Origin of the sequence: Paenarthrobacter sp. YIM B13468 (assembly GCF_042788025.1) — a bacterium.
GTDB lineage: Bacteria > Actinomycetota > Actinomycetes > Actinomycetales > Micrococcaceae > Arthrobacter > Arthrobacter aromaticivorans.
In genome coordinates, this window is the sequence record NZ_JBHZPI010000041.1 from 1 (window position 1) to 20,776 (window position 20,776).

22 protein-coding genes are annotated in these 20,776 nt (G+C 64.0%); 11 read left to right on the plus strand and 11 right to left on the minus strand.

Annotation, left to right across the window (positions count from 1 at the left end):
• The 6 genes from ACFX4T_RS24945 to ACFX4T_RS24970 form a co-directional block, all read right to left on the minus strand.
• A partial coding sequence (locus ACFX4T_RS24945) for a hypothetical protein (protein ID WP_377655036.1) occupies positions 1-1,200 on the minus strand: 1,200 nt, incomplete at its 3' end.
• A gap of 124 nt (positions 1,201-1,324) precedes the next feature.
• The gene (locus tag ACFX4T_RS24950; protein ID WP_377655038.1) at positions 1,325-1,552 is read right to left on the minus strand and encodes a hypothetical protein; all 228 of its coding nucleotides are present in this window, start codon (positions 1,550-1,552) and stop codon (positions 1,325-1,327) included.
• 56 nt (positions 1,553-1,608) lie between these two features.
• On the minus strand, positions 1,609-3,015 hold the full coding sequence (locus ACFX4T_RS24955) for a MinD/ParA family protein (protein WP_377655040.1): 1,407 nt from the start codon (positions 3,013-3,015) through the stop codon (positions 1,609-1,611).
• A 6-nt stretch (positions 3,016-3,021) separates the two neighbouring features.
• A complete protein-coding gene (locus ACFX4T_RS24960; protein ID WP_377655042.1) occupies positions 3,022-3,537 on the minus strand; it encodes a hypothetical protein in 516 nt (171 codons plus the stop codon).
• An 11-nt stretch (positions 3,538-3,548) separates the two neighbouring features.
• A complete protein-coding gene (locus ACFX4T_RS24965; RefSeq protein WP_377655044.1) occupies positions 3,549-4,616 on the minus strand; it encodes a CHAP domain-containing protein in 1,068 nt (355 codons plus the stop codon).
• A gap of 24 nt (positions 4,617-4,640) precedes the next feature.
• A complete protein-coding gene (locus ACFX4T_RS24970; RefSeq protein WP_377655046.1) occupies positions 4,641-4,916 on the minus strand; it encodes a helix-turn-helix domain-containing protein in 276 nt (91 codons plus the stop codon).
• A 143-nt stretch (positions 4,917-5,059) separates the two neighbouring features.
• Between ACFX4T_RS24970 and ACFX4T_RS24975 the strand changes: the two genes are divergently transcribed.
• The 9 genes from ACFX4T_RS24975 to ACFX4T_RS25015 all read left to right on the plus strand — a co-directional run bounded on the left by ACFX4T_RS24975 (position 5,060) and on the right by ACFX4T_RS25015 (position 14,619).
• Complete coding sequence (locus ACFX4T_RS24975) at positions 5,060-5,677, plus strand: DUF6668 family protein (protein ID WP_377655049.1); 618 nt, start codon at positions 5,060-5,062, stop codon at positions 5,675-5,677.
• A gap of 14 nt (positions 5,678-5,691) precedes the next feature.
• A complete protein-coding gene (locus ACFX4T_RS24980; RefSeq protein WP_377655051.1) occupies positions 5,692-5,979 on the plus strand; it encodes a hypothetical protein in 288 nt (95 codons plus the stop codon).
• A 14-nt stretch (positions 5,980-5,993) separates the two neighbouring features.
• Positions 5,994-6,722, plus strand: a complete 729-nt coding sequence (locus ACFX4T_RS24985; protein ID WP_377655053.1) for a hypothetical protein — start codon at positions 5,994-5,996, stop codon at positions 6,720-6,722.
• Positions 6,723-6,733: 11 nt separating this feature from the next.
• A complete protein-coding gene (locus ACFX4T_RS24990; protein ID WP_377655055.1) occupies positions 6,734-8,053 on the plus strand; it encodes a hypothetical protein in 1,320 nt (439 codons plus the stop codon).
• Between the two features lies 1 nt (position 8,054).
• Positions 8,055-9,566 carry an SCO6880 family protein gene (locus tag ACFX4T_RS24995; RefSeq protein WP_377655057.1) on the plus strand — a complete coding sequence of 504 codons (1,512 nt, stop codon included), beginning with the start codon at positions 8,055-8,057 and terminating at the stop codon, positions 9,564-9,566.
• Positions 9,566-11,158: an ATP/GTP-binding protein gene (locus ACFX4T_RS25000; RefSeq protein ID WP_377655059.1), complete on the plus strand. Its 1,593-nt coding sequence runs from the start codon at positions 9,566-9,568 to the stop codon at positions 11,156-11,158. Before ACFX4T_RS24995 ends, ACFX4T_RS25000 begins: the two co-directional genes overlap by 1 nt.
• A complete protein-coding gene (locus ACFX4T_RS25005; RefSeq protein ID WP_377655061.1) occupies positions 11,158-12,927 on the plus strand; it encodes a type IV secretory system conjugative DNA transfer family protein in 1,770 nt (589 codons plus the stop codon). The genes ACFX4T_RS25000 and ACFX4T_RS25005 overlap by 1 nt, the downstream gene beginning before the upstream one ends.
• Entirely contained in the window at positions 12,920-13,375 is a 456-nt protein-coding gene (locus ACFX4T_RS25010; protein ID WP_377655063.1) for a DUF4913 domain-containing protein, read from the plus strand. Before ACFX4T_RS25005 ends, ACFX4T_RS25010 begins: the two co-directional genes overlap by 8 nt.
• A gap of 170 nt (positions 13,376-13,545) precedes the next feature.
• Positions 13,546-14,619, plus strand: a complete 1,074-nt coding sequence (locus tag ACFX4T_RS25015) for a DUF3644 domain-containing protein (RefSeq protein ID WP_377655065.1) — start codon at positions 13,546-13,548, stop codon at positions 14,617-14,619.
• 73 nt (positions 14,620-14,692) lie between these two features.
• Here the strand turns inward: ACFX4T_RS25015 and ACFX4T_RS25020 are convergent, their stop codons facing one another.
• The gene (locus ACFX4T_RS25020; RefSeq protein ID WP_377655067.1) at positions 14,693-15,787 is read right to left on the minus strand and encodes an HNH endonuclease family protein; all 1,095 of its coding nucleotides are present in this window, start codon (positions 15,785-15,787) and stop codon (positions 14,693-14,695) included.
• Positions 15,784-16,830: an adenine-specific methyltransferase EcoRI family protein gene (locus ACFX4T_RS25025; RefSeq protein ID WP_377655069.1), complete on the minus strand. Its 1,047-nt coding sequence runs from the start codon at positions 16,828-16,830 to the stop codon at positions 15,784-15,786. The genes ACFX4T_RS25020 and ACFX4T_RS25025 overlap by 4 nt, the downstream gene beginning before the upstream one ends.
• 259 nt (positions 16,831-17,089) lie before the next feature.
• Here ACFX4T_RS25025 and ACFX4T_RS25030 point away from each other — a divergent pair, with 259 nt between their 5' ends.
• Complete coding sequence (locus tag ACFX4T_RS25030; RefSeq protein WP_377655071.1) at positions 17,090-17,389, plus strand: hypothetical protein; 300 nt, start codon at positions 17,090-17,092, stop codon at positions 17,387-17,389.
• Positions 17,390-17,458: 69 nt separating this feature from the next.
• Here the strand turns inward: ACFX4T_RS25030 and ACFX4T_RS25035 are convergent, their stop codons facing one another.
• The 3 genes from ACFX4T_RS25035 to ACFX4T_RS25045 are packed head-to-tail and all read right to left on the minus strand — an operon-like array spanning position 17,459 to position 20,216.
• Complete coding sequence (locus tag ACFX4T_RS25035) at positions 17,459-18,268, minus strand: hypothetical protein (protein ID WP_377655073.1); 810 nt, start codon at positions 18,266-18,268, stop codon at positions 17,459-17,461.
• Positions 18,265-19,824: a relaxase/mobilization nuclease domain-containing protein gene (locus ACFX4T_RS25040; RefSeq protein ID WP_377655075.1), complete on the minus strand. Its 1,560-nt coding sequence runs from the start codon at positions 19,822-19,824 to the stop codon at positions 18,265-18,267. The genes ACFX4T_RS25035 and ACFX4T_RS25040 overlap by 4 nt, the downstream gene beginning before the upstream one ends.
• Positions 19,824-20,216, minus strand: coding sequence for a plasmid mobilization relaxosome protein MobC (locus ACFX4T_RS25045; RefSeq protein ID WP_377655077.1), 393 nt, complete (start codon positions 20,214-20,216; stop codon positions 19,824-19,826). Before ACFX4T_RS25045 ends, ACFX4T_RS25040 begins: the two co-directional genes overlap by 1 nt.
• Positions 20,217-20,464: 248 nt before the next feature.
• On the opposite strand from ACFX4T_RS25045, the gene ACFX4T_RS25050 reads away from it, so the two are divergent.
• Positions 20,465-20,776 (plus strand): hypothetical protein (locus ACFX4T_RS25050; RefSeq protein ID WP_377655079.1); only part of this gene is annotated, 312 nt, incomplete at its 3' end.

Below are 20,776 nucleotides of genomic sequence, written 5' to 3' on the forward strand. Positions count from 1 at the left end.
ATCGAGGGGATTCTCCCGGTTCGGCTGCGCGGCCGCGCGCCTGCCGGAACGTGTGCGCTTGTTGGCGTCGAACATGGCTCGGATCTTCGCAATGGCGGTGACCTTGGCGGGGGAGTCGCCGGCGTCGAGCTGGGCCGCGCGCTCGGCCTGGCGTTCCAGGATCTGCCGGCGCTCGGCCTCCTGTTCGCGGCGGAGAACAGCTGCGCGGGCCGCTGCCTGCTGATCGCGGGAGCGCAGCGGCTCGCCGGCCTCGGTGCGCCAGGCGCTGAGGCGGTGCCTCAGCCAGCCGCGCATCCGCCAGGCTTCTTTGGTGTCTGGGGCGCCGCTGTGCGGCCATAGCGTGCCGTCAGGCCGCCAGTCGAGGGCGTGGAGAATGTCCGCGACGGTCCAGCCGGCCAGGAAGAAGTCCCGGCAGGAGCTGGCGACGTCCTTGGCTGTCATGCAACGCAGGGGAAAGCTCCGGTAGCGGATCTCGGACGAGGCGGCCACACGCTGTCCATGGCGTTTTGGCGTTCGGTGAGCTGGCCACAGGAGTTCTGGACGCCATGGCACCTGGGCGGCCGGTGCGCCGCTTGCGGCGCCTGCAGGAATGAGCCGTGGCGGAGCCACGTCGGTATGAGAGTTCTTTCCTCGCGCGCGTGTATGGGTTAACTCTTTCTCTTTAAGGTGAGAACCGCCTAGGGCGGGAGGGGTGCCAACTTTGTTCACAAGCGCCAGGGGCGACGGTGCGCACAGAACGTAAACGGCTGCTTCGTTGATGCGTTCCCCGTCCGGGCCGGCTGCGGCGTATTTGGCCTGCCTGCCGGATGCTACGCGGCCGATCAGGCCCCAGGAGGCTAGGAGCCGCAGAACACGCGCCACGGTCGTCCTGGACGTCGCTGTGGCCTCGATGAGGGCTTCCCAGCCCGGTCGTGCCGTCATGCTCTCGTAGTCGGCCCGCTCGATAAGAGCACGGAGTACGGCGACGATGGTCGCGCGGCCGTTGCGGTTCCGCAACGCGAACTTCTCGTGTGTGAGCAGCGCAGCCATGGTCTGCCGGCCGTGGGCGGCGCGCACCATGCCTGCCGGCACGGCGGCCAGGACAACGGTTGAGGCGGTTTCCTGGCTGCGATTGACGCGACGGCGACGGGGGGCAGGGCCTGACTCGCCGTGCGCGGCAACTTCCCCCAGCGGGAGGGCGCTGTGTAAACTTACGGACATAACGGAAGGACCCTCCTAGAGGGTGTGGAAGTGGGAGCCCTTCACCGGTAGCCGCCAAGCAAATGCGGTGGAGAGCTTTGAGTAACTTTGTTACGAAGGCCCGCCTAGTGCGGGCCTTCTCCATTTAAGAAGCGCGAGGAATCGGCAAAGCCTCCTGGTTGCTGATGTTGTCCAGCTGAATGTTCCTGAGGTGCTTCGTTACCAGGTCGGCAACGTAGTCGCTGACTGTCATGCCTTCGGCTTCCGCGACAGCGACCAGCTTGTCGGCGTCGGGAATGGGCATGCGGGTGCCAACAAGCCGGCGTTCGCCCTTGCTGCGGCGTCCGCCTCCGTTATTTCCTCTACCTGCCATAAGCCCATTCAAGCGGTAACAGTTTCTTAGACTCGGGAGCATTCGCGGCGTGTCGCTTAGAAACCCTTGGCGACGGCGGCCGCTGCGGCCAGCCATGCTCGTTGCGTAGCCGGCTGGAGGGCGTCATAGCGGATAGGGCCGTTGACCAGGGCGGGGTCGTAGGGAATGCGGACGACGGCGCGAACGTGTGGGGCGAAGCCGTCAGCGATTCGGCGGGCCTCGTCCTTGGCGCGCTTGAGCGCGTCCCCGCTCATGCTGCGCTTGGCGTCGGTGGACTCGGAGACGATCACCACGGCGTTACGTGCCAGCTCGGCGTCGTGCCCACCACGGGATTCCAGCGTCTGCAGGGTCAGCCGTGCGGCCTCGGCCCGGTCCTCAATGGCCGTCACAGGGACCACGAGCTGGTTGGTGTGGTGGATCATCTGCCGCCAGTTCGCTGAACGGGCGGTGTTGCCGGAATCCATCACGATCAGCCGGTAGTAGCGGGTGAGCACCTGGTGGGCAATATCCACTTCCTCGGCGGTCACCTCGTGGTCGCCTTCCTCGTTCTCGTCGGAGCGCAGAACGTCGAACTTGTCCGACGTCTGGTGGTGGACGAATCGAGCGATTTCGGCCGCGTTAGTGCTGGGGGAGAGCAGCGTCTGGGATGAGTCGATGAGGTCAAGGACGCTGTTGTCATGGCTGCCCTGCTCTGTCCGCCAGCCAAGCGTCCCCTGAGACTCGTTGTTGTCCCAGGCGACGGTTGCCGCACCGCTGTAGCGGGCCAGGATCGCGCTGAGCATGACGACGGTGGGGGTCTTGTTCGCTCCGCCCTTGCGGTTGACGACGGCCACCGTGCGGGGGCCGGGCCAGTGCTGGCTCACCGTGCGGATATCTTCGCGCTCGGCCAGTTCGTCGGGGGACGGTTCCATGCGGAAGCCCAGGCGGGTGAGCACGCCGCGCCAGCCGCGCGTAGCCGGCTCCAGCACGGGTGCGCTGACCAGGAACGAAGTCTCTTTGAGGCTCCGACGCGTGACAGGTTCCTGCGTAGCTGCCGTGGCGGCCGTCGAGGGTTCCTGGACGCGGTTGACGGCTTCGCTGAAGGTGACGGGGGCAGCGGGAGCCGGCGTTTTCTTGGCGGCCGGCGCTACGGGAGCCGGTGCCTGCTGTGCAGGGGCAGGGGCGGCCGGCGCTGGGTCTTGCTGCCTCCGGGAGCTGGGCTTGGCAGGGGCAGCTTCGCTGACGATGCCCTCGGGAGAGACGACGATGAGGCCCTGGCCGTCCGGGTCAGTGGTGCTGACCCGGACAGGCCGGCCCAGCTGAGCGGCGGTCTCGGTGATGAGCCGCAGCGCCTGGCTGAGCACGGCGGCCTCGTCCTCGGCTTGGATCGCGTGGGAAGTGCCATTGATTGTGACCTCGCCGGTTCCGTTAGCGCGCAGAACGGCGTCGATCTTGGGGAAGTCGAGTGCTTGGGTTTCCATCATCTGTCCTTACTTGGTGCCGTTCGGGGGTGTGAAGCGGTTGACCTGCCAGGGCCTGTCGGCCGCGCTGCGGAGCAGCTGCACGTCGTAGTCGCCGGCATTGGTCGGGAACACGACATGGCAGCCGAAGCCGTTGCTTTCGTCGATCTTGAGTTGCCCGGCCCCGGTGACCTTGTTGGCTGGGATGTTGGCCGGGTCAACATACTGGTAATCGGCTGCGGCCTGGGCCGTCAGGAGCTGGCCCAGCTCCTGAATCCAGACCTTGTCAGTGACTGAGGGGCGGGCGTAGAGCGTCATGGCCTTGGTCGCGGTGTCCAGGGCGGCGGCCTTGCTTGGCTCGTCCCACGCAATGCCCAGGGTGGCTGGGGCGGTGCCTCCAGGAGCCTGGGACTTGCCGCCGGCACTGAGCGTTGCCGGGGCCGTGGCGGAGGTGCTTTGCGAAGGTTCCGCGGGTGTTGTGTTGGACGCTGGGGCGCAGGCCGTGCACACGAGCACGGCCGCAAGGGCTGTCAGAGCGCGTTTCATGGTTCCTCCGGTTAGTTGCTGCCAGGCAGGTACAGGAAGGCGCTGGGAGTGCCGTTCTGGACCTTGCGTGTGTAGTAGGTGTGATCGTTCGGGGCGGGGTTGCCGTTGTAGCCCTCTTCCAGGTAGCTGCCGTCACCGTTGACGGCCTTCACGACGGCGACGTGGCCGTAGGTGCCGTCCGCGCCACCTGCGCCAGGGGCGTACCAGACGACAGCGCCGACGCGGGGCGTCTTTCCGGTGGGCCAGCCTTTGGCGTCCCAACCGTCCTTCCAGGTCAGAGCGGAGCCGAGCACGGCACCATCGGGTCGGAAGGTGCCGTTGAGCACCTTGTAGGGCGCGCTGTTGCTGCCCAGCTGCTGGTTCACGCGCCACAGGGCGAAGTCAACGCATTCGCGGTTGTACATGCCCAGGGGTGAGGGCTGGTAGATCGTGGCTGTCCGCCACGGCAGGTCGTCATCCTTGCCGGACTCACCGGGGATGCCACAGGAGCTTTCACCGCCGGCATCGGTCGTCTTGACGTCGCCCAGGGCAGCCACGACTTCCACTGCTGCCGGCCAGTAGGGCTGGTAGTGGAAGGGGTCGGCGTTGCGCTGGACCCTGTGCGCGGACGTGGTGGGTTCGAGCTGTTCCCATCCACTGACCTTCTGCAGGGCCTTGAAAAAGTTCGTTGCTGAGTCCGTGGGGTTCATTCGATCTTGGTAGGACCCCCACGCTCCGTTATCGCGCTGCTGGAACAGGCCTCGGGAGTCCGGGCCAGGGCCATCGCCGTAGTCCAGGACGCGCAGGCCGGACTCTCCCATGGCTGTCATGACGCCGATAGTTTGGCCTCGGGCAGACAAGCCCAGGGCCTTTCCTGCGTTGATGACCAGGGCGGCGTTTTTCAGCTGCTCGCCCTGGTAGCCGGCGACGGCCACCTTGGGCAGCTTGCTTTCGTCAACGCTGACGCTTCCGCCGCTGGGCGAACAGACGTCGGCGGCAGCTTGGGAGCCGCCGCCGAACAGGATGATGGACAGAACCAGCACAATCGGGGCGAGAATCGCCCCGATGACCAGTACCGGCCCGGTCTTTTGATACTGCATGTGTCCCCCTCACATTTACGGCTGCTATGCCTGGGCTTGGTCCTCGCTGGCACGTGGTGTCTTACCGTCGCGAAGCGTGTTCCGGTTCTCCCACACCCAGTCTTTGACTTGATCTCTGGCGATTAGCCATGTCTTCTCAACTTGGTAGGCCGGAATCACGCCGGTCTGGAGCCACCGATAGACCGTGTTTCGGGACAGCCCAAAGATCTCTTCGAGGTCCTGGGGCGTAAGTCGCTCCGGGTACTTGGCGAAGAGTGCTTCTAGATATTTAGGGTCCACGCTCAGTCCGTCCCACCGCATAGGTTCATCGTAGCCCAGATATTGGTACTGTGATGTACTAAAGGTGATTGAAAGGTACTAAAGTTGTAGTTGGGGGTCACTCTTGGCCTTTCGTGTCGGATGGTACAGATACGATCTTTGCGGACATGACAGGGGGATGTGAAATGTCAATCTCTAAAAATCGATGGGTGACCTTCGGCGCTGAGACTGTGGAGGAACCACCTTCCGCCGTTGAAGAGCCGCCGGCTTTCACCCCCACTGGGGCCACAAGGCCCCAGCTCAGCGTTCCGCAGCCAGACCGCGCGGACAGGCTTCCCCGCTGGAACGTCTCGGGAATCACCCCGGACTACTGGTGGCTGGGTGTTCACGGCGGAGCGGGCGAAACGTCGCTTGCCCGCTTGGACAAGAACACCAGGGCGGCTGAGCACCACTGGCCCATCACGGCCGCCGGTTCCACCGTCGTCCTCGTGGCCCGGTCCAACATGTCGGGCCTGCGCGCCGCGCAGCTGGCCGCCACTGAATGGGCGTCGGGCAGTATTCCAGGAATCCACATTGCCGGCCTTGTTGTTCTGGCCGATGCTCCTGGCCGCCTCCCGAAAGAGATCCGGGAGTTCGCCCGGGTCGTCGGCGGGGGAGTACCGCTTCTGTGGCATTTCCCCTGGATCGAGGCATGGCGCTTCGGTCACGACGTCCTGCCCGAGGAACTTCCAAAGGAAGCTCGCGCCGTACTTGACCAGGTGCGTATCGCAACAACCACCACCGCCGGACTCCCGGCCAACTAGAAAGAGGAAAACCAATGCTGTTCTCCAAGGCCATGGAATGGTCCACCTTCGTCATTACCGAGATCCCGAACCCGGGCACAGGCGAGGCCCCTCCCGGCTCCGCCGGCCTGCTGACGATCCTCAAGTGGGTCGCGTGGATCGTCTTCGGCCTGGCCGTTGCCGGCATCCTGATCACGGCCGGAACGATGATGGTGAACAACCGTCGTGGTGAGGGCGGCGAGCACGCCGGCCGTCTTGCGTGGGTCCTGGGTGGCTGCATCCTCGCAGCTTCCGCCGGTGGCGTCGTCGGCGCCCTGGTCTAAGGAGGAATCGAGCCATGACGGAACCGACAGTGAACGAAGAACAAAGCCCGTTGACCAAGCCTAAGTTCATCATCTCGGCTGTTGTCGTGGCGATCATTGTTGCGCTTGGGATCATCCTGGCCGTGATTCCCAAAGGTGGCGGCACGCCGTCACCTGAGCCGAGTAACGCCGGGGCTAGTACCGGTAGCAGCCAGCCCAGCGCGACGTCGGCTGCCAGCGTGTGCGGCCTGCCCTCCGGTGACCAGGCCAAGCCGGCCACCGCGCCGGCCGACGCCAAATGGGAACTGGTCGGAAAGATTGCTGCACCGACGTCGCCTAAGCAGTTCGGCCCTGGAAAGACGGAACCGAACGGCCTTCGGTCGTGCTTTGCACACTCACCAACTGGGGCCTTGTACGCCGGAGCCAATGTTGTGATTCTCGCCAGCTCGGGCCGAAATGACCTGGTGCTCCAGCACCTAACTGTTGACGGCCCAGAGCGCGACAAAATGCTGCAGTCGCCTGCTGCATCAAACAACTCTGGCAGCCCATCGTTCCAGCTGGCCGGGTTCAAGGTCACGGACTACAGCGGTGATCGTGCCGTGATCGAATACGGCTTCAAGGTAACTAACGGCACCTTCGGCTCGTTGCCTGTCGTCCTCCAGTGGGCCGACGGCGACTGGAAAGCGGTGCCGCCTGCGTCCGGCCAGCCCGAAGGGAAGCAGCTGGCAGACCTGAGCGGGTTCATTCCCTGGGCGGGTGTCTGATTTTGCGCCCCATGGACCAGAACGGTAAGCCCTGTGACTGGTGGAACTTTGGGTGCCAAGCCGGGGACTTTGTAAACGACCGGGCCAACGACGCAATCAAAGAAATGGCCGAGGCGATTGCTGACGCCGTGGGAAATGTCATCAAGACACTTGGGACGTTCTGGGTGAACGTGGGGACGCCTAGCCTGACGACAGTGCCGGGCGGGACCACGGCGAGTGATCCGGTGTTGTTCCTGCAGAACAGCCTCTACTTCTGGACGGCTGCTCTTGCGGTGCTGTCTGTGCTGGTGGGTGCCGCCAAAATGATCATTGAACGCAGGGGCGCGCCCCTGCGGGATCTCGCTCGTTCGCTGGCAACGCTGGTGGTCGTCTCCGGGGCTGGCGTGGCAGCGGTTGGGCTGCTGACTGTCTCGGCAGATCAGTTCTCTGCCTGGATCATCAAAAACTCCACGGATGGAACGTCGTTCAACGACAACATCACTGGCATGTTGGCGCTCTCGGCCACTAGCCCTATCGGCTCAATCATGATCATCCTCCTGGGGCTGATTGCGATTCTCGCCTCCGTCCTACAGATCGTGCTCATGATCGTGCGTGGCGGCCTGCTCGTGGTCCTCACGGGGATTTTCCCCACTGCGGCAGCCTTCACTAATACCGAGGCCGGCAAAGGCTGGTTCCAGAAATGCACGGCCTGGCTAATCGCCTTCATCCTCTACAAGCCAGCGGCAGCAATCATCTACGCAACAGCGTTTCGCCTCACCGGGGCAAAGATCTTCGGAAACGGCGGCGACGGCAAAGACTTCGGCTCTGCACTGTTGACGACAGTTACGGGCTTGGCGCTGATGGTCATTGCACTGTTCGCTATGCCAGCCCTCATGCGGTTCGTGACGCCGATGGTCGGGGCAGTTGCCGGCGGCGGCGGTGCCCTTGCAGCCGGCGCTGTCGGCGGCCTGGCGTCTGGCGCTATCAACATGGGCAGCGCCGGTCGGGGTGGCGGTGGAACGGCCAGCACCACGCCGAGCAGCTCATCGAATCAGTCTTCTGGCTCCCAGGGGCCTTCTGGCACCGGGAGCCAGGGCACAGCAGGGACATCCGGCACGGCTGGTAAGACGGGTGGCCAGGGAGCCTCCTCAACAGCGCCCGCCGCGAGCGGTGCACAGGCGGGCACCGGAGCGGCTGCGGCTGGCAGCGGTGGAGCTGCAGCGGGTGGAGCTGCGGCGGCAGCCGGCCCGGTGGGCGTCGGCGTAATGGCAGCACAGAAGGGCCTTGAGGCTGGCCAGGCGGCCGCCGGGGCCGTCAGGAACATAAGCGAAGAATCAACGGGGGGTGCCTGACATGGCGGCTATCGAAAACACATACGTGGAACCGACCTATGGCAACTGGCGTCGTCCGCGCAAGGCCGGTATCGGCACTCTGGGAGGTCTTGCCACGGCGGGCCTTTTCATCGGTCTTATCGTCACGGTGATCTGCTTCTTCGTCGGTGGTTGGTCTGCCGGCCTGGTGTCTTTGCTCGTCCTCGGTATGGTGCTGGCCACTGTCTCGGTAACGGACAAGCACAACAAGTCCGTGGGCGAAAGGGCCTTTGCACGCTTGGCGTTCCGCTCGGCGCGGCGGAAGAAGGCGAACCTCTACCGTTCTGGGCCGCTGGGTCTGACCCCGTGGGGCGAATATCAGCTGCCCGGTATCGCCGCCGGCTCAAAGCTCTACGAGTTCGCGGACTCCTACGGGCGGCCGTTCGCGTTGATCCACCTTCCGTCCACCGCTCACTACACGGTGGTCTTCGGCACGCAGCCTGACGGCGCGTCTCTGGTCGATCCTGAGCAGATTGATGCCTGGGTGGCCAACTGGGGAGGCTGGCTGGCGTCCCTGTCGAATGAGCCGGCCGTCGTGGCCGCATCGGTCACCGTAGAGACCGCGCCGGACTCCGGGGCGCGCCTGCGCCGGGAAGTCGAGTCGAATATCCACGAGGATGCACCGGGCATTGCCAAGGCGATGCTGAGAGAAGCCCTTGAGACGTACCCGCAAGGGTCGGCCACGATCCGTGCTTGGGTCGCACTGACGTTCAGCGCAGCAGCCAGGGCCGGCGGCAAGCGCCGCACCGCCGATGAGATCGCACGCGATCTCGCCTCCCGTCTCCCCGGTCTGACGGAACGTCTGGAATCCACCGGGGCCGGCGCATGCGCGCCGCTGAACGCTCAGGAACTGTGCGAAGTTGTACGGGTCGCTTACGATCCTGCGGCCGCACGCCTCATTGACGAAGCCCACTACCAGGGCACGCCCGTTGACCTGACCTGGGGCGAGGTCGGGCCTTCGGCACATCAGGCCAGCTGGGACAGCTACCGACACGACTCCGGGCACTCGGTGTCCTGGACGATGACCGGAGCACCGCGAGGCCACGTCCTGGCGTCCGTTCTCGCCCGTCTCGTCGCCCCTCACGGAGAGATCGCCCGCAAGCGCGTCACTCTGCTGTACCGGCCCATTGAGTCGGGCCGCGCGGCCGCCATTGTGGAGTCTGACCAGACCAACGCCCTTACCCGGGCTTCATCGACCAGCCGGCCCACGGCGCGCGCCCTCGTGGACGCCCGCGCAGCGACGGCCACGGCTGCGGAAGAAGCCAAGGGGGCGGGCCTGGTGAACTTCGGCATGGTCGTCACGGCCACGGTGCTTTCCTCCAGCGCTCTGGATGACGCTGTGGCCGTCGTAGAGGGCAACCTCGGCCCGTCAGCCCGCCTGCTGCTACGACGGGTCTACGGCTCCCAGGATTCGGCTTTCGCCGCATCCCTGCCGCTTGGCCTGGTCCTGCCCAAGCACTTGAAGGTGCCCGAAGAGATCCGCGAGGCCATGTGATGTTCGGCAGCAAAACCAAGCACAAGCGCACTCCCGCCGGCACTCGCACTCTGCCGGCCGCCGTCGTCCGCCGGCCAGGCCTTCGGGGCTGGCGCGGACGCGGCCAGGGCGAAGCCGTCTACGTCACGGCCGCCGACGAGTGGCGCGGCACCTCCGTCCAGGTCTGCGGGCTATGGCCCTTCGTGGGCGGCAGCGGCACCCCCATTGTGGGCGTGCCGATCGGTGTCCACACCGACACCGGAGCGCCCTTCGGGGGAGATCCCATCAGCTGGTTCATGCACGGCATGATCAACAACCCGTCGATGTTCGTCCTCGGACTGCCGCACTACGGCAAGTCCACCCTGGTTCGGCACATCGTCCTAGGCCTGTCAGGCCGGGGGATCAACCCGTTGATCCTGGGCGATTTGAAGCCCGATTACGTTGACCTCATCCGTGCTCTGGGCGGCCAGGTCATCAGCCTGGGGCCGGGACGTGGCCACCTGAACGTCTTGGACCCTGGCGAAGCCACGGGCGCGGCTGTCCGGCTGCTTGCCTCGGCCGAAGAACACCGGGCAAAGGCGAACCAGGCCACGGACCAGGCGGCGGCCGCGCAGCTGCTCGCTGCAGCGGTGAAGGCCGAGAAACTGGCCGAACAGCTCATGGCCGACTCGCACAACCGTCGCCTGAACATGATCACAGCGCTGATCACGATCGTGCGCAACGCCAAGCCCAGCGCGCACGAGGAATCTCTGATCGACCGGGCGCTGCACATCCTGGATGAACGCCTGGACCGGGTGCCCCTGATCGGGGACCTGATTGAAGTCATCAAGGATGCTCCCAACGAGCTGCGGGCAATTGCCCTTGACCGTGGCGACATGGGCCGGTACCTGGACGCGACGGACCAGCTGCGCCAGTCGCTGTACTCCCTCGACGGCTCCGGCCGGTTCTCGGACATGTTCTCTAAGCCCACGGATCAGCCGATGGACCTTACCAAGCCGGTTGTCTTCGACCTCTCGGGGATCTCCGACACCCAACGGGACATTCAGGCAGCCTCGCTGCTGGCTTGCTGGTCAACCGGGTTCGCCACTGTCCAGGTGGCGCACACGCTGGCCGATGCCGGCCTGGAGCCGCGCCGCAACTACTTCGTCGTCATGGACGAGCTGTGGCGGGCGCTGCGCTCCGGTGAAGGCATGGTGGACCGCGTTGACTCGCTGACGCGCCTCAACCGGACCGAGGGCGTTGGCCAGGCAATGATCACGCACACCATGAGTGACCTGGAAGCCCTGCCCACCGAGTCCGAGCGGATGAAAGCCCGCGGCTTTGTGGAACGCTCTGGCATGGTCGTCTGTGGGGCATTGCCCGGTGGCGAAATGGAGAAGCTGAACAAGGCCGTCACGCTCTCGCGTGCCGAACAGGCCCGTCTCATCTCCTGGGCTGATCCAGGTTCCTGGACGGACGTCGGCGGCTCGCGCAAGCGCGTCCGCCCGGGCCTGGGAAAGTTCCTCTTCAAAGTCGGCGGCCGCCCAGGTGTCCCCGTGGCACTCAAGCTGACAAGCGTGGAGGAATCCCTCCACGACACGAACAAGCGCTGGCACGACGAGGGGGAAAACTGATGGGTGCACCAAACAACGGCAAACGTTCCCAGCTCGGCGGTGAGACGATCCTGCTCTGGATCTTCATCACCGTCGTGGTGCTGGGGGTCGGCTCCGTGACCGGAGCCGTTCACCTGGGGTCGATGGTTGCCGGCGACGGCCAGAAACTGCCGGCCAACCCCTTTGAACTGGTCTTCGGCCTGTTTGCACACAAAGTCACCTGGCCGCCAGCGGCCACGGGCTTTCTGATCGGCTTCGGCGTCCTAGTCGTGGCTCTGGCTGTGCTGGTGGTCCGTGCCATGCTGCGCCGCCGTTCCAGACGTTCCCGCGTGGACGTCGCCGCCCAGCACATGGCCAAGGGCGGGGATCTGCGGGCGCTGAGCCTACGCGGCGCGACCGCCACGGCCGAGCGCCTGGGCGTCAAAGGCTCGCCCGGTGTCCCGGTCGGCAAAACCGTCCTGGGCGGGCAGATGGTCTACGGCTCCTGGGAAGACATGCACATCGACGTGTGGGGGCCTCGCACGGGTAAGACGACGTCCCGGGCCATCCCGGCAATCCTCGCCGCCCCAGGGGCTGCCCTGGTGACCTCAAACAAGCGGGACATCGTTGACGGCACGCGCGACGTCCGGGCCGCCGAGGGGCCGGTGTGGGTCTTTGATCCCCAGGCGGTCGCGCTCGAGGAACCCACCTGGTGGTGGAACCCTCTCAGCTACGTCACGGACGAAGTGCGGGCGGCCCGCCTGGCTGACCACTTCGCCGCCGGCTCCCGTGGCCCGGATGCAAAAACGGATGCCTATTTCGATCCTGCCGGCCAGGATCTCCTGGCCGGCCTGCTGCTCGCGGCCGCTCTCGACGGCCGGCCGATCACACAGGTTCATACCTGGCTGACCAGGCCGGCGGACGACGAAGCGGTGGACATTCTCAAGGCCCACGGATTCCTCCAGACCTCCAACGCCGTCGGCGGCGTCGTCAACGCGCCTGAGAAGCAGCGCGGCGGCGTGTACGGTACGGCGCTGCAAATGGCATCGTGCCTCACCAACCGCCAAGTCGCTCGGTGGGTGACTCCGCAGGGCGAAAACGACGAGCGGCCGCAGTTCGATCCGGCAGAGTTCGTCCGGTCCAAGGGCACGCTGTACAGCCTCTCCAAGGAGGGCAAAGGCACCGCCGGCCCGTTGGTGACGGCGCTGACCGTGGCCACGGTCGAGGCGGCCGAAGAGCTGGCCGTTTACTCAACTGGCGGCCGGCTGGGCACGCCCATGATCGGCGTCCTGGACGAAGCGGCCAACGTCTGCCGCTGGCGCGAGTTGCCGAACCTCTACAGCCACTACGGATCTCGGGGCATCGTTCTAATGACCATCCTCCAGTCCTGGTCCCAGGGCGTGGAGGTTTGGGGCCGTGATGGGATGCGCAAGCTGTGGAGCGCAGCCAACATCAAGGTCTACGGCGGCGGCGTTGCCGAAGCCGAGTTCCTGAACGAGCTCGCGCAGCTGGTGGGGGAGTACCGGTACTCCAACATGACCAAAAGCCGGTCCAAGCAGGGCACTTCCTACAGCCACGACGATGACCGCAAGGAACGCACCCTGGACGTTTCGGACCTGGCCTCCTTCCCTCGGGGCCGCGCAATCATGTTCGCCTCGGGTGCCCCCGCTGCACTGCTGGAAACTGTGCCGTGGATGAGCGGCCCGCATGCAGAAGCGGTGCGGGCCTCAATCGCTGCACACGATCCGGCCAACCGGCCGGCGGCCCCTGCCGGCAACCGATGGATCGCTGCGGGTGCCTCCGATGAGTGAGGGCCTGGGGGAGTGGGACGACGAGCCGGAAGGCGGTCCCCTGTGGAACGTCCCCGGGGTGTCCGACAAAGAGGACTCCACCGAGCCATCCGAGGACGACGCGGCCGCGCCGGAGCTGTTCTATCCAAACGTGGCAGAGTTCGTCAGGGACAAGCTGGCTACCACCTACCGCCGGCAGCTCAACGTGCAAGGCGGAGTGACCTGGTGCCCGCAATGGTGGAAACACGGGGAAGCGATCAGCCGTCTGGAAGCTCTCTGGCGGGCATGGGAGTTTCTGCGCCTGGACGGAACCACGGGAATGAGCGTTTGGTGGCGCGACCATGCAGACCATCACATGTCCGTGCTGCTCTCAACCGATGGGCCATTCAAAGGCTGCAGCCCGGATGAGGGTCACCGCTCCAAGCTCGTCCCGCTTCCGTGCGAGGAACCACCCGCAGGCCTTTTCTAGGACCTCTCCACTGGGGACCAGGAGAGGTCATCTGCCAGTACTTTTCGCCGTGTGATGAATATCCGCTCTTAGTGATCGTTGACCAGCGAGAATAAGAGATGTGGTGCCAAAGGGGCCGCATCTGGCACGAGGGGGACACCATAGCGCCGCGACATAACTGGTGGCACACGATGAAGGAGGCCCGCCGGCAGGCTTGTGTTGCCGTTGACTTCTACAACAGGCCGGGTGAGCGCCAGAGCCTCGGGGATTTTGTCGTGCATATGCACCTGGCATGGCAGAACCTCATGCACGCTCACTTGATTCAGAAAAAGACCAACATCTACTTTCGTGAGAAGAAGGCCAGCCGCCTCTACAAGCGAGACAAGTACGGGCAAAAGCAGTCTTGGGACCTCCAAACCTGCCTAGACACGGTCTACGCGCCCGAGGATCCCATCAGGGTGAACATCGAGTTTTTCATCAACTTTCGCAATTCCGTGGAACACAGGTACGACCGGAGCCTCGTCCTCGCCACGGCTGCCCTCGCCCATGCATACGTCATCAATTTCGAGGCCGAGTTAACCCGACTGTTCGGGAAGGAGGAAACCCTCGCAGAGGAACTCCGCTTTCCGGTCTTTGTGCAGTCGCTCTCACCGGAAGGGATGGACGCTCAGCGGGCCCTCCGGAAGGGGCTTCCACTGGAGGCGATGACCTACATCACGGAGTTCGAAGCCCGTCTTCCCGACAACGTGCGTGACGATCCGCGCTATGAATACAGGATCCAGCTGCAACCGATCATCGGACCAAAGTCCGAGGCGGACCTCGCGTTCAAGTTCATCAATGCCAAGGACCTCTCACCGGAAGAACTTGAAGAGAAACACGCCGAGGGACGACAGGGCAAAGTCCTCATCATTGAAAAACTCAAAGCCAGCGGCTTTGCCGACGAGATGCTGCCGAAAAATGCAGCCGCCGCAATTGAAGAACAAACCAAGTTCAGGTTTTCAGTTAACGACTTCACCAAGATGCGCCACAGGGACGGCGTCGGACCAAAGAAGGGCCAGGGTCCATCGGCTGAATATGCCGACGGCTCACGGTGTATCTACAGCAAGGCACACAACAACCATGTCTATACGCAGGCCTACATTGCCGCGCTGATCCAGGAACTGCGCGACCCTGTCCGGCACGAAGCTGCCTTGGGAAGGGCTCCGGAGGCGCCCGGTTCTCCGCCTAAGCAGAAACAACATCCCCTAGCGAAGCAGAAAAAGTAACTACGGCCAGGGCAGACCACGTGTTCGCTGCAGCACCCCTGCCTTCAACTCATAAACAGCTCTCAGGAGAGTGCTAGATTCCGCCCTTGCGGCGGTTGTCATCACGGCAGAGCAACTGGCAGTTTGAGGCCTCTGTCTTACCCCCCGCGTGCCATGGCGTGATGTGATCGGCCTCCATCTCAGCAAGCTCGAAGTGCTTTGTGCAGACGGGGCAGACGCCTTTCTGCCGCTCGTAGGCTTCGCGCTTCTGGTTATCGGTGAAAGCGCGGATGCTCAGATTGCGCTCTTCGCCGTTGAGAACGTAGATGTAAATGCCGCGCTTCTTCGTCACGTCTTCGTCGGCCATCAGCGCGGCAACCTCGGCTTCGAGCTTCACTGGATCAAGGCTGGCATCCTTGTACTCGTTGTAGAGCAGCCCCCACGGCACCGAACGCATCTCCCTGCGCCACTTAGGGAAGGTGGCCTTCACCCAGGCCATGACGTTCTGGAAGTACAGCCACAGCGGGTTGGCGTTCGAGTCGTGCTGGTGCGCAGCCATGTAACCATCGACATCACCGTCGTTCACCCACTTGATGATGGTTTCGAGGTAGTCCTGGCGGATGGGAGTTCCGGTCAGGTAGGCAGAGCCGATGGCATAGGCAGGGCAGCCGTTCTTTGAGAAGTACTTCTTCGCGGCGGATACCCACGGGCCATGGTAGACCGCGTTTCGCAGCTCCTGGTCCGTGAGCTCTTCGCCTGCGATATTGATGGTCCTGAACCACTCGAGCTTCTCCGAGTCCTTGCCCTCACACAGGTAGACCATGAGTTCGTAGTCCATGATCTGATCCTGCTGGTCGGACTGCAGGTTGTGAAACGAGAGCTGATGCCCGTTCACTGGGATAGAGAAGTCGCCCTCGACGTACTGGCAGATCGAGATCGTGCGTTGCTGGCCGTCAATGACCTCGAACGTTCCGTCTTCGCGAACCGCCCAGTACATGAGGTTCAGCGGGAAGTCACGACGCAGTGTCTCGATGACTGCGTCGCGCTGATGGTCCTTGTAGACGAACTCGCGCTGGTAAGGCGGTCGCACATCAAGCTTGCCCTCGTACGCACGAACGCCCAGCTCATCGTTGTCCTCGTAGCCTTCCACGAGGTCTCGGACCCGGATCTTCTGGAGTTCGATCTTCATGCTGTCGCTCCCTTGCGGCGGATAAGAAGGCGAGCATAAGTGCTCTTGAGGACGCCATTGGACTGCTTGATCGCTGCGCGTCGGTTCAGATCACCGGCGTTGGGAGTATCGGCCTTGGTGTACTCCCTGGTTTTGAGGCCAAACTCGTTTCCCCGGTCGGTGATCCCAACGATCTCGAACTGTGCTGGGCTGTAGACGTCTAGGAAGGTGATCGGTACACCCATCACGCCGTCATAGTCGGCAGGAATGTCAGCTACTCGGCTGATCTCGATAGCGTCGTAGTTGTCATACATCGGCGACTGATCGGGGTCGTAGGGCTTAAACAGCGTGAGCTCTTCATGTCGCTTGGAGATGTCGAGGTTGGTGAACCATGTTACGTTTCGGAACTTCACAAGCCCGGTCTGCTCGTCAAAGACACCCTTAGCGTAGTCGGTCGAGTGCGAAGTCTTGAAGTAGGCATTGCCCGACTGGAACCCGTAACCAACCCACATTTTGTTGAGCATGATGAGGGGGAAGATCTCCTTGTACGTCACCGCGCCTTTGGGGCCAACGATGATGAACTTCTTGTCATGATCGATCAATTGCGCGACGTACTCCCGGAATAGCGAGAACGGCGGGTTAGTGACGACGATGTCAGCCTGCTCGAGCAGCGCTATGCTCTCCGCTGAGCGAAAGTCCCCGTCGCCCTCAAAGTGCCTCACTTCGACCTCATCGAGGTCGGGGATCCGATTGCCGTCCTTGTCTCCGCTGTATTCCAAGTAGACGGCTCGTTCGCTGTCGCTCTTCGAGAACCGCTCCACGTCTTGGCTCTTGTAGCACGCGGCGATCAGCTTCTTTATCCCGAGCTTCTCGAAGTTAAAGCTGAAGTACTGGAAGAACTGGGACTCGCGTGGGTCGTCGCAGTTGAGGTAGACGACCTTGCCCTTGAAATGCTTGCGATAGTGCTTGAGTTCGCGCTCGATGTCCGGCAACTGAGTGTAGAACTCGTCCTGCCGTGCCTTCCTGGCAGCAGCGAGGTTGCTGTTCAACACCTTGGTGGCCATTCCACTCCTGTCCTGACAAAGGCGCTCCCCACATGGAATGCCCTCTCCTACCCTAATGGTCAACATCGGCCGATCCGGTTAGCCTCCGCGACTCATGCACTTCTGCAGAAACTTTGTCTGGCCCTTGGCCCCACGCGTTCTGCGCTCCGGTGTATGTAAGGGGTGAGTCGTTGTCAGAGCTGATTGCTAGTGTGTGGGTTGTCCCGCTTGGTTTCCCTAATCCCAAGGCGGGACGGTGTTGCTATAAGGAGAGGTGAACGTGGGGCTGCGGAACTTGCTCAGAAGGCGTCGGACGCCAGCTGCGGTAGTGTCGGCCCCTGCGGTTCCGGCCGCTCCACGCGAACCGCTGACGCCTGAGCAGCAGGCCGATCTGCAGGCGGCGCGCATGGAACTGCGCCAGGCTATGGAAGAGTCCCAGGTGACCTCCTTCCGTGCCTGTAGCCGGAACGAACGCCATTGGGACGAAGACCCGGAGGCGATGCGGGCCATGGCTGCCACATTCAGGAGCATCAAGAAGGACGCGACTGATAGAGCCACGAACGTCCCGGACCAGACGTAACAACGACAGACACGCAAGAAGGGGCCGGCACCACACTGGTGCCGGCCCCTTCCCCTGCTCCTTGAACTCCTAGCGGCTCAGGCCCTTCTGCAAGAGCTTTGTCTTGCCGTTGGCTCCACGCGTCTTGCGGGCCTTCGGGCTGCGCCCGGGTGCGGTGGCCACGGCCGCGCTGGGCGGGGTGCCCTGGTCCTGGTCGGCGCTAAGCCGTGCCTGGACCGCCTCACGGTCGGCCACGCCTTCCAGGCTGGCGGCCAGCTCCTGCCGGCGCTCGGCCGAGTCGTACTTGATGCCTGCCTCTTCGGCCAGCGCCTCGGGCCGCTGGTTCTCTTCGGTCGCGTCCTGTTCGCGGTGTTGGTCCTCCCGGGCGGCCTCAGCCAGCAGTTGCGCGGCCTCGGTGTTCTCGTCACGGCCGGCGCTGCGCTCCTGCTCTGCCTGCTCGCGGTCCCGTTCGGCCTTCGCCAGGGCAGCAGCCACCGACACATCGTCGGCGCCCAGGTTGTCCACGTCCAAGCCGTAGCGGCGTTGCACCTGGTCTCGGATTATCTCGGCCGCGCTGCGCGCCGCCGGGTCGTGGTCCTTCCACGCGGTGGCCGCCTCGTGCACCCTCTCGACGTCGCGGCCACTGGCCGTGTCCCACCAACGGTTGTCCATCACTGGTGCAAGCTGTGCACGGGCCGCTGCGCGCTCGGCGGCGAACCGGGCCTGCAACTCACGGGCCTGCTGTTCCTCGGTCGCTTGGGCGCGGCGCAGGGCCTGCTCGCGTGCCCTGGCCACCTGCTCACCAAGCCGGCCGGCGACAGTCAGCCCGACGCGTGACATTCCCTCGATAGCCTCGTCGATGCCGTCAGATTCACTCATGGTTCCCCCTCCTGGTGTCATCTCTCAATGTCCGGGCGGGTGGTCCCGCCTCGGGTGGTTGCGTGGGTGCGTGCCTGCTCGTACTTCTGCGGCAGCACCGAGCCAGCGGAGCGTGCCGGAGTCTGGCCGGCCGCGCTCGTCCGCACAGCTTCGGCCGCCTCGCCGTCTACCGCCGGCACCGTCGCGGGGACGCTCGGCAGCGCGGCTGCCACCTGGCTGAGCTGCATCTTCACCAGGTCACTGATCTGGCGTGCCCTGCGCAGGTCGTTGGACGCCTTGTGCATGTCATGGACGGCCTTCGCCACGTTCAGCAACTGGCGCAACATAATCGCTTGCGCGGCCGTTCCCGTGCCTCCCATGGTGGCCGCCATGAGAACCAGAGACGCGCCCCTGGCAGACGGGCCGACGCTGAGGACCGGTCGGGCCGGGTATCGCCGCAGCTGTGCCGTCTTGGACAATTCATCGGCCGCAGCTGCCAGCGGTCCCGGTGTCGATTCCGTGGCTGTTGACCAGGCCGCGAACGCACCGGATGTTTCCCGGGCGACGTGCGCCCAGGTCGCGTGGTCATCCATCGGGACAGCTCGCAAGCTCTCCCGCAGCCGGGCAACCTCGTTGCTGTACTGCTCCCACATCTGCGGATCTGGCTCGTGCGCCTCGCGGCCGATGTTGACGGGACGCCGGCCACGGGCAGCTGCTCCCCATTCGGCCACAGCTCCGTCCGCCAGCTCGGGACTGTCGGCCCACGCTCCGCGTAGTCGCGGAAGGGTCAAGTCCTTGGCCAGGTGGCCTCCGCCGAACCATACGGGCCGCCCTCCCTTGGGCGGACGTTCGGCAACAGAGTAGCCAACTACGACGTCATCACGGCCAGCTGCGTAACGGGGTTTGATCATGGCACCCGTGCGCCGGAAGCGACGGACAAACTCAGCCTCGTCCTGGGCGGCAGTGGCGCAAGCCCGAACCTTGCGGGCAAGTGAACGTCGTTCCGGTTCCTCCACTCCGCGACGCTCGGCCGCTTCGCGCTCACCGGGACGCAGTCCACGCATGGCGTAGACGGGAGAAAGCTCTTCCAGACCGTGCTTCTTCTCAAGAGCACGGGCCCTTTCCTGGGCACGTTTGTAGTCCAGGTGGCTGCTCCATTTTGTGCCGTCCTCGCGCACCATGGAAGCCGCAATGTGAATGTGGTCATTGCCGGCCTTGCTGTGCCCGTGGCGGATCGCCACCCATGACACGGGGGCCTTGCCGCTGGCCTCGGTGAAGCCCATTTCATCCATGAACTCGTTGGCGATCTCGGCCCATCTCTGGTCGGTGAGGTCGCCTTCCTCCGCGCGCAAACTCAGCGAGCAATGCCAGACATGTCCGCCCTTGACGTCCACACCAAGAACGTTCTTTGCCTGGTCGAGCTGATGCGCAATCGACAGAGCTGCATCACGGTTCAGCTGGTCGTCGTTGTGCCACGCCATGATGGGCGCGGAGCCGGTCACCAGGTGCGGGTCTGTGTGTTCGTTGGACCGGCCAGGACCGGCCAGGTAAACCAACAGACCAGCCATGCGGTCGCCTTTGGTGATGTTCGGAATCATCAGCCGGCCAGTCCGTCGATGATGCCATTCATGCGTTCGGCAATCGCACGCACAGGTCCCAGGGCTACGCGGGCTTCCTCGGGAAACTCATCCGTGGCATTGGCATGCTTCGCCAGCTGGTTCACGTTGTTGGACAGTGCAGCCAGGTAGCGGCGTGCCGCCATGAACTCGGTGGCCAGAGCGCGACGCTCGGCGAGCGAATCGGAGGACTGGGAGTAAAGCGCAGCACTGACAAGGATCTCGGATGGGCTGCGCCCCGTCTGTTCTTCCAGTACGTAAAGACGGGTCCGCTCCTGCTCCGACATGGAGACACGCACGTACTGGGTTTCCCCGTCGATGTTCGCACGGCGACGACGGTTCAAGCGACGGCTGGAACTCTGTTCCTCAGCCATTACAGTACCGCCTTTCCATGCCCAGCGCAGCGCCCCGGAATCTCCGGATCACACGTCAAGTGTGACGCATCCTCAGCACGAAGTCGAGGATCAAGCCCACTTATGGCACATAAGTGTATAGCTTGCTCCGTCGGGTGACTCCACGCGGGAAAACCCGAGTTTTGCAGAAGGTCAGTGGACGGACCTGCCTACTGCTTCTCTTCGGCAGCCCTGGCGAGCTGAAAAGCCGCTCCGCTAGACTGTCTGCCATGGCAATCCACATTGATGCAGAGAAGATCGAAAACGAATTGCAGCAGCGGCTAAGCAACCGCATGGACTCCGTGCGGGATCTGGTCAAGTCACGGCAGAAGGTTGCAGACGCACGCGATGCTCTCGGCGCAGCGGAAGACGAGGATGCCCGCCGCTACCAAGCGGCACTTACGGCAGGCTGGACCGCCGACGAACTGCGCTCCGCCGGCCTCAGCGAACCGGAGAAGAAGCTGCGTGTCCGCAAGCGCGCAACGCGCCGGTCCACGCCGACGCCGGTGGCGCCGGAACAAACTGAACAGCCGCAGCACCAG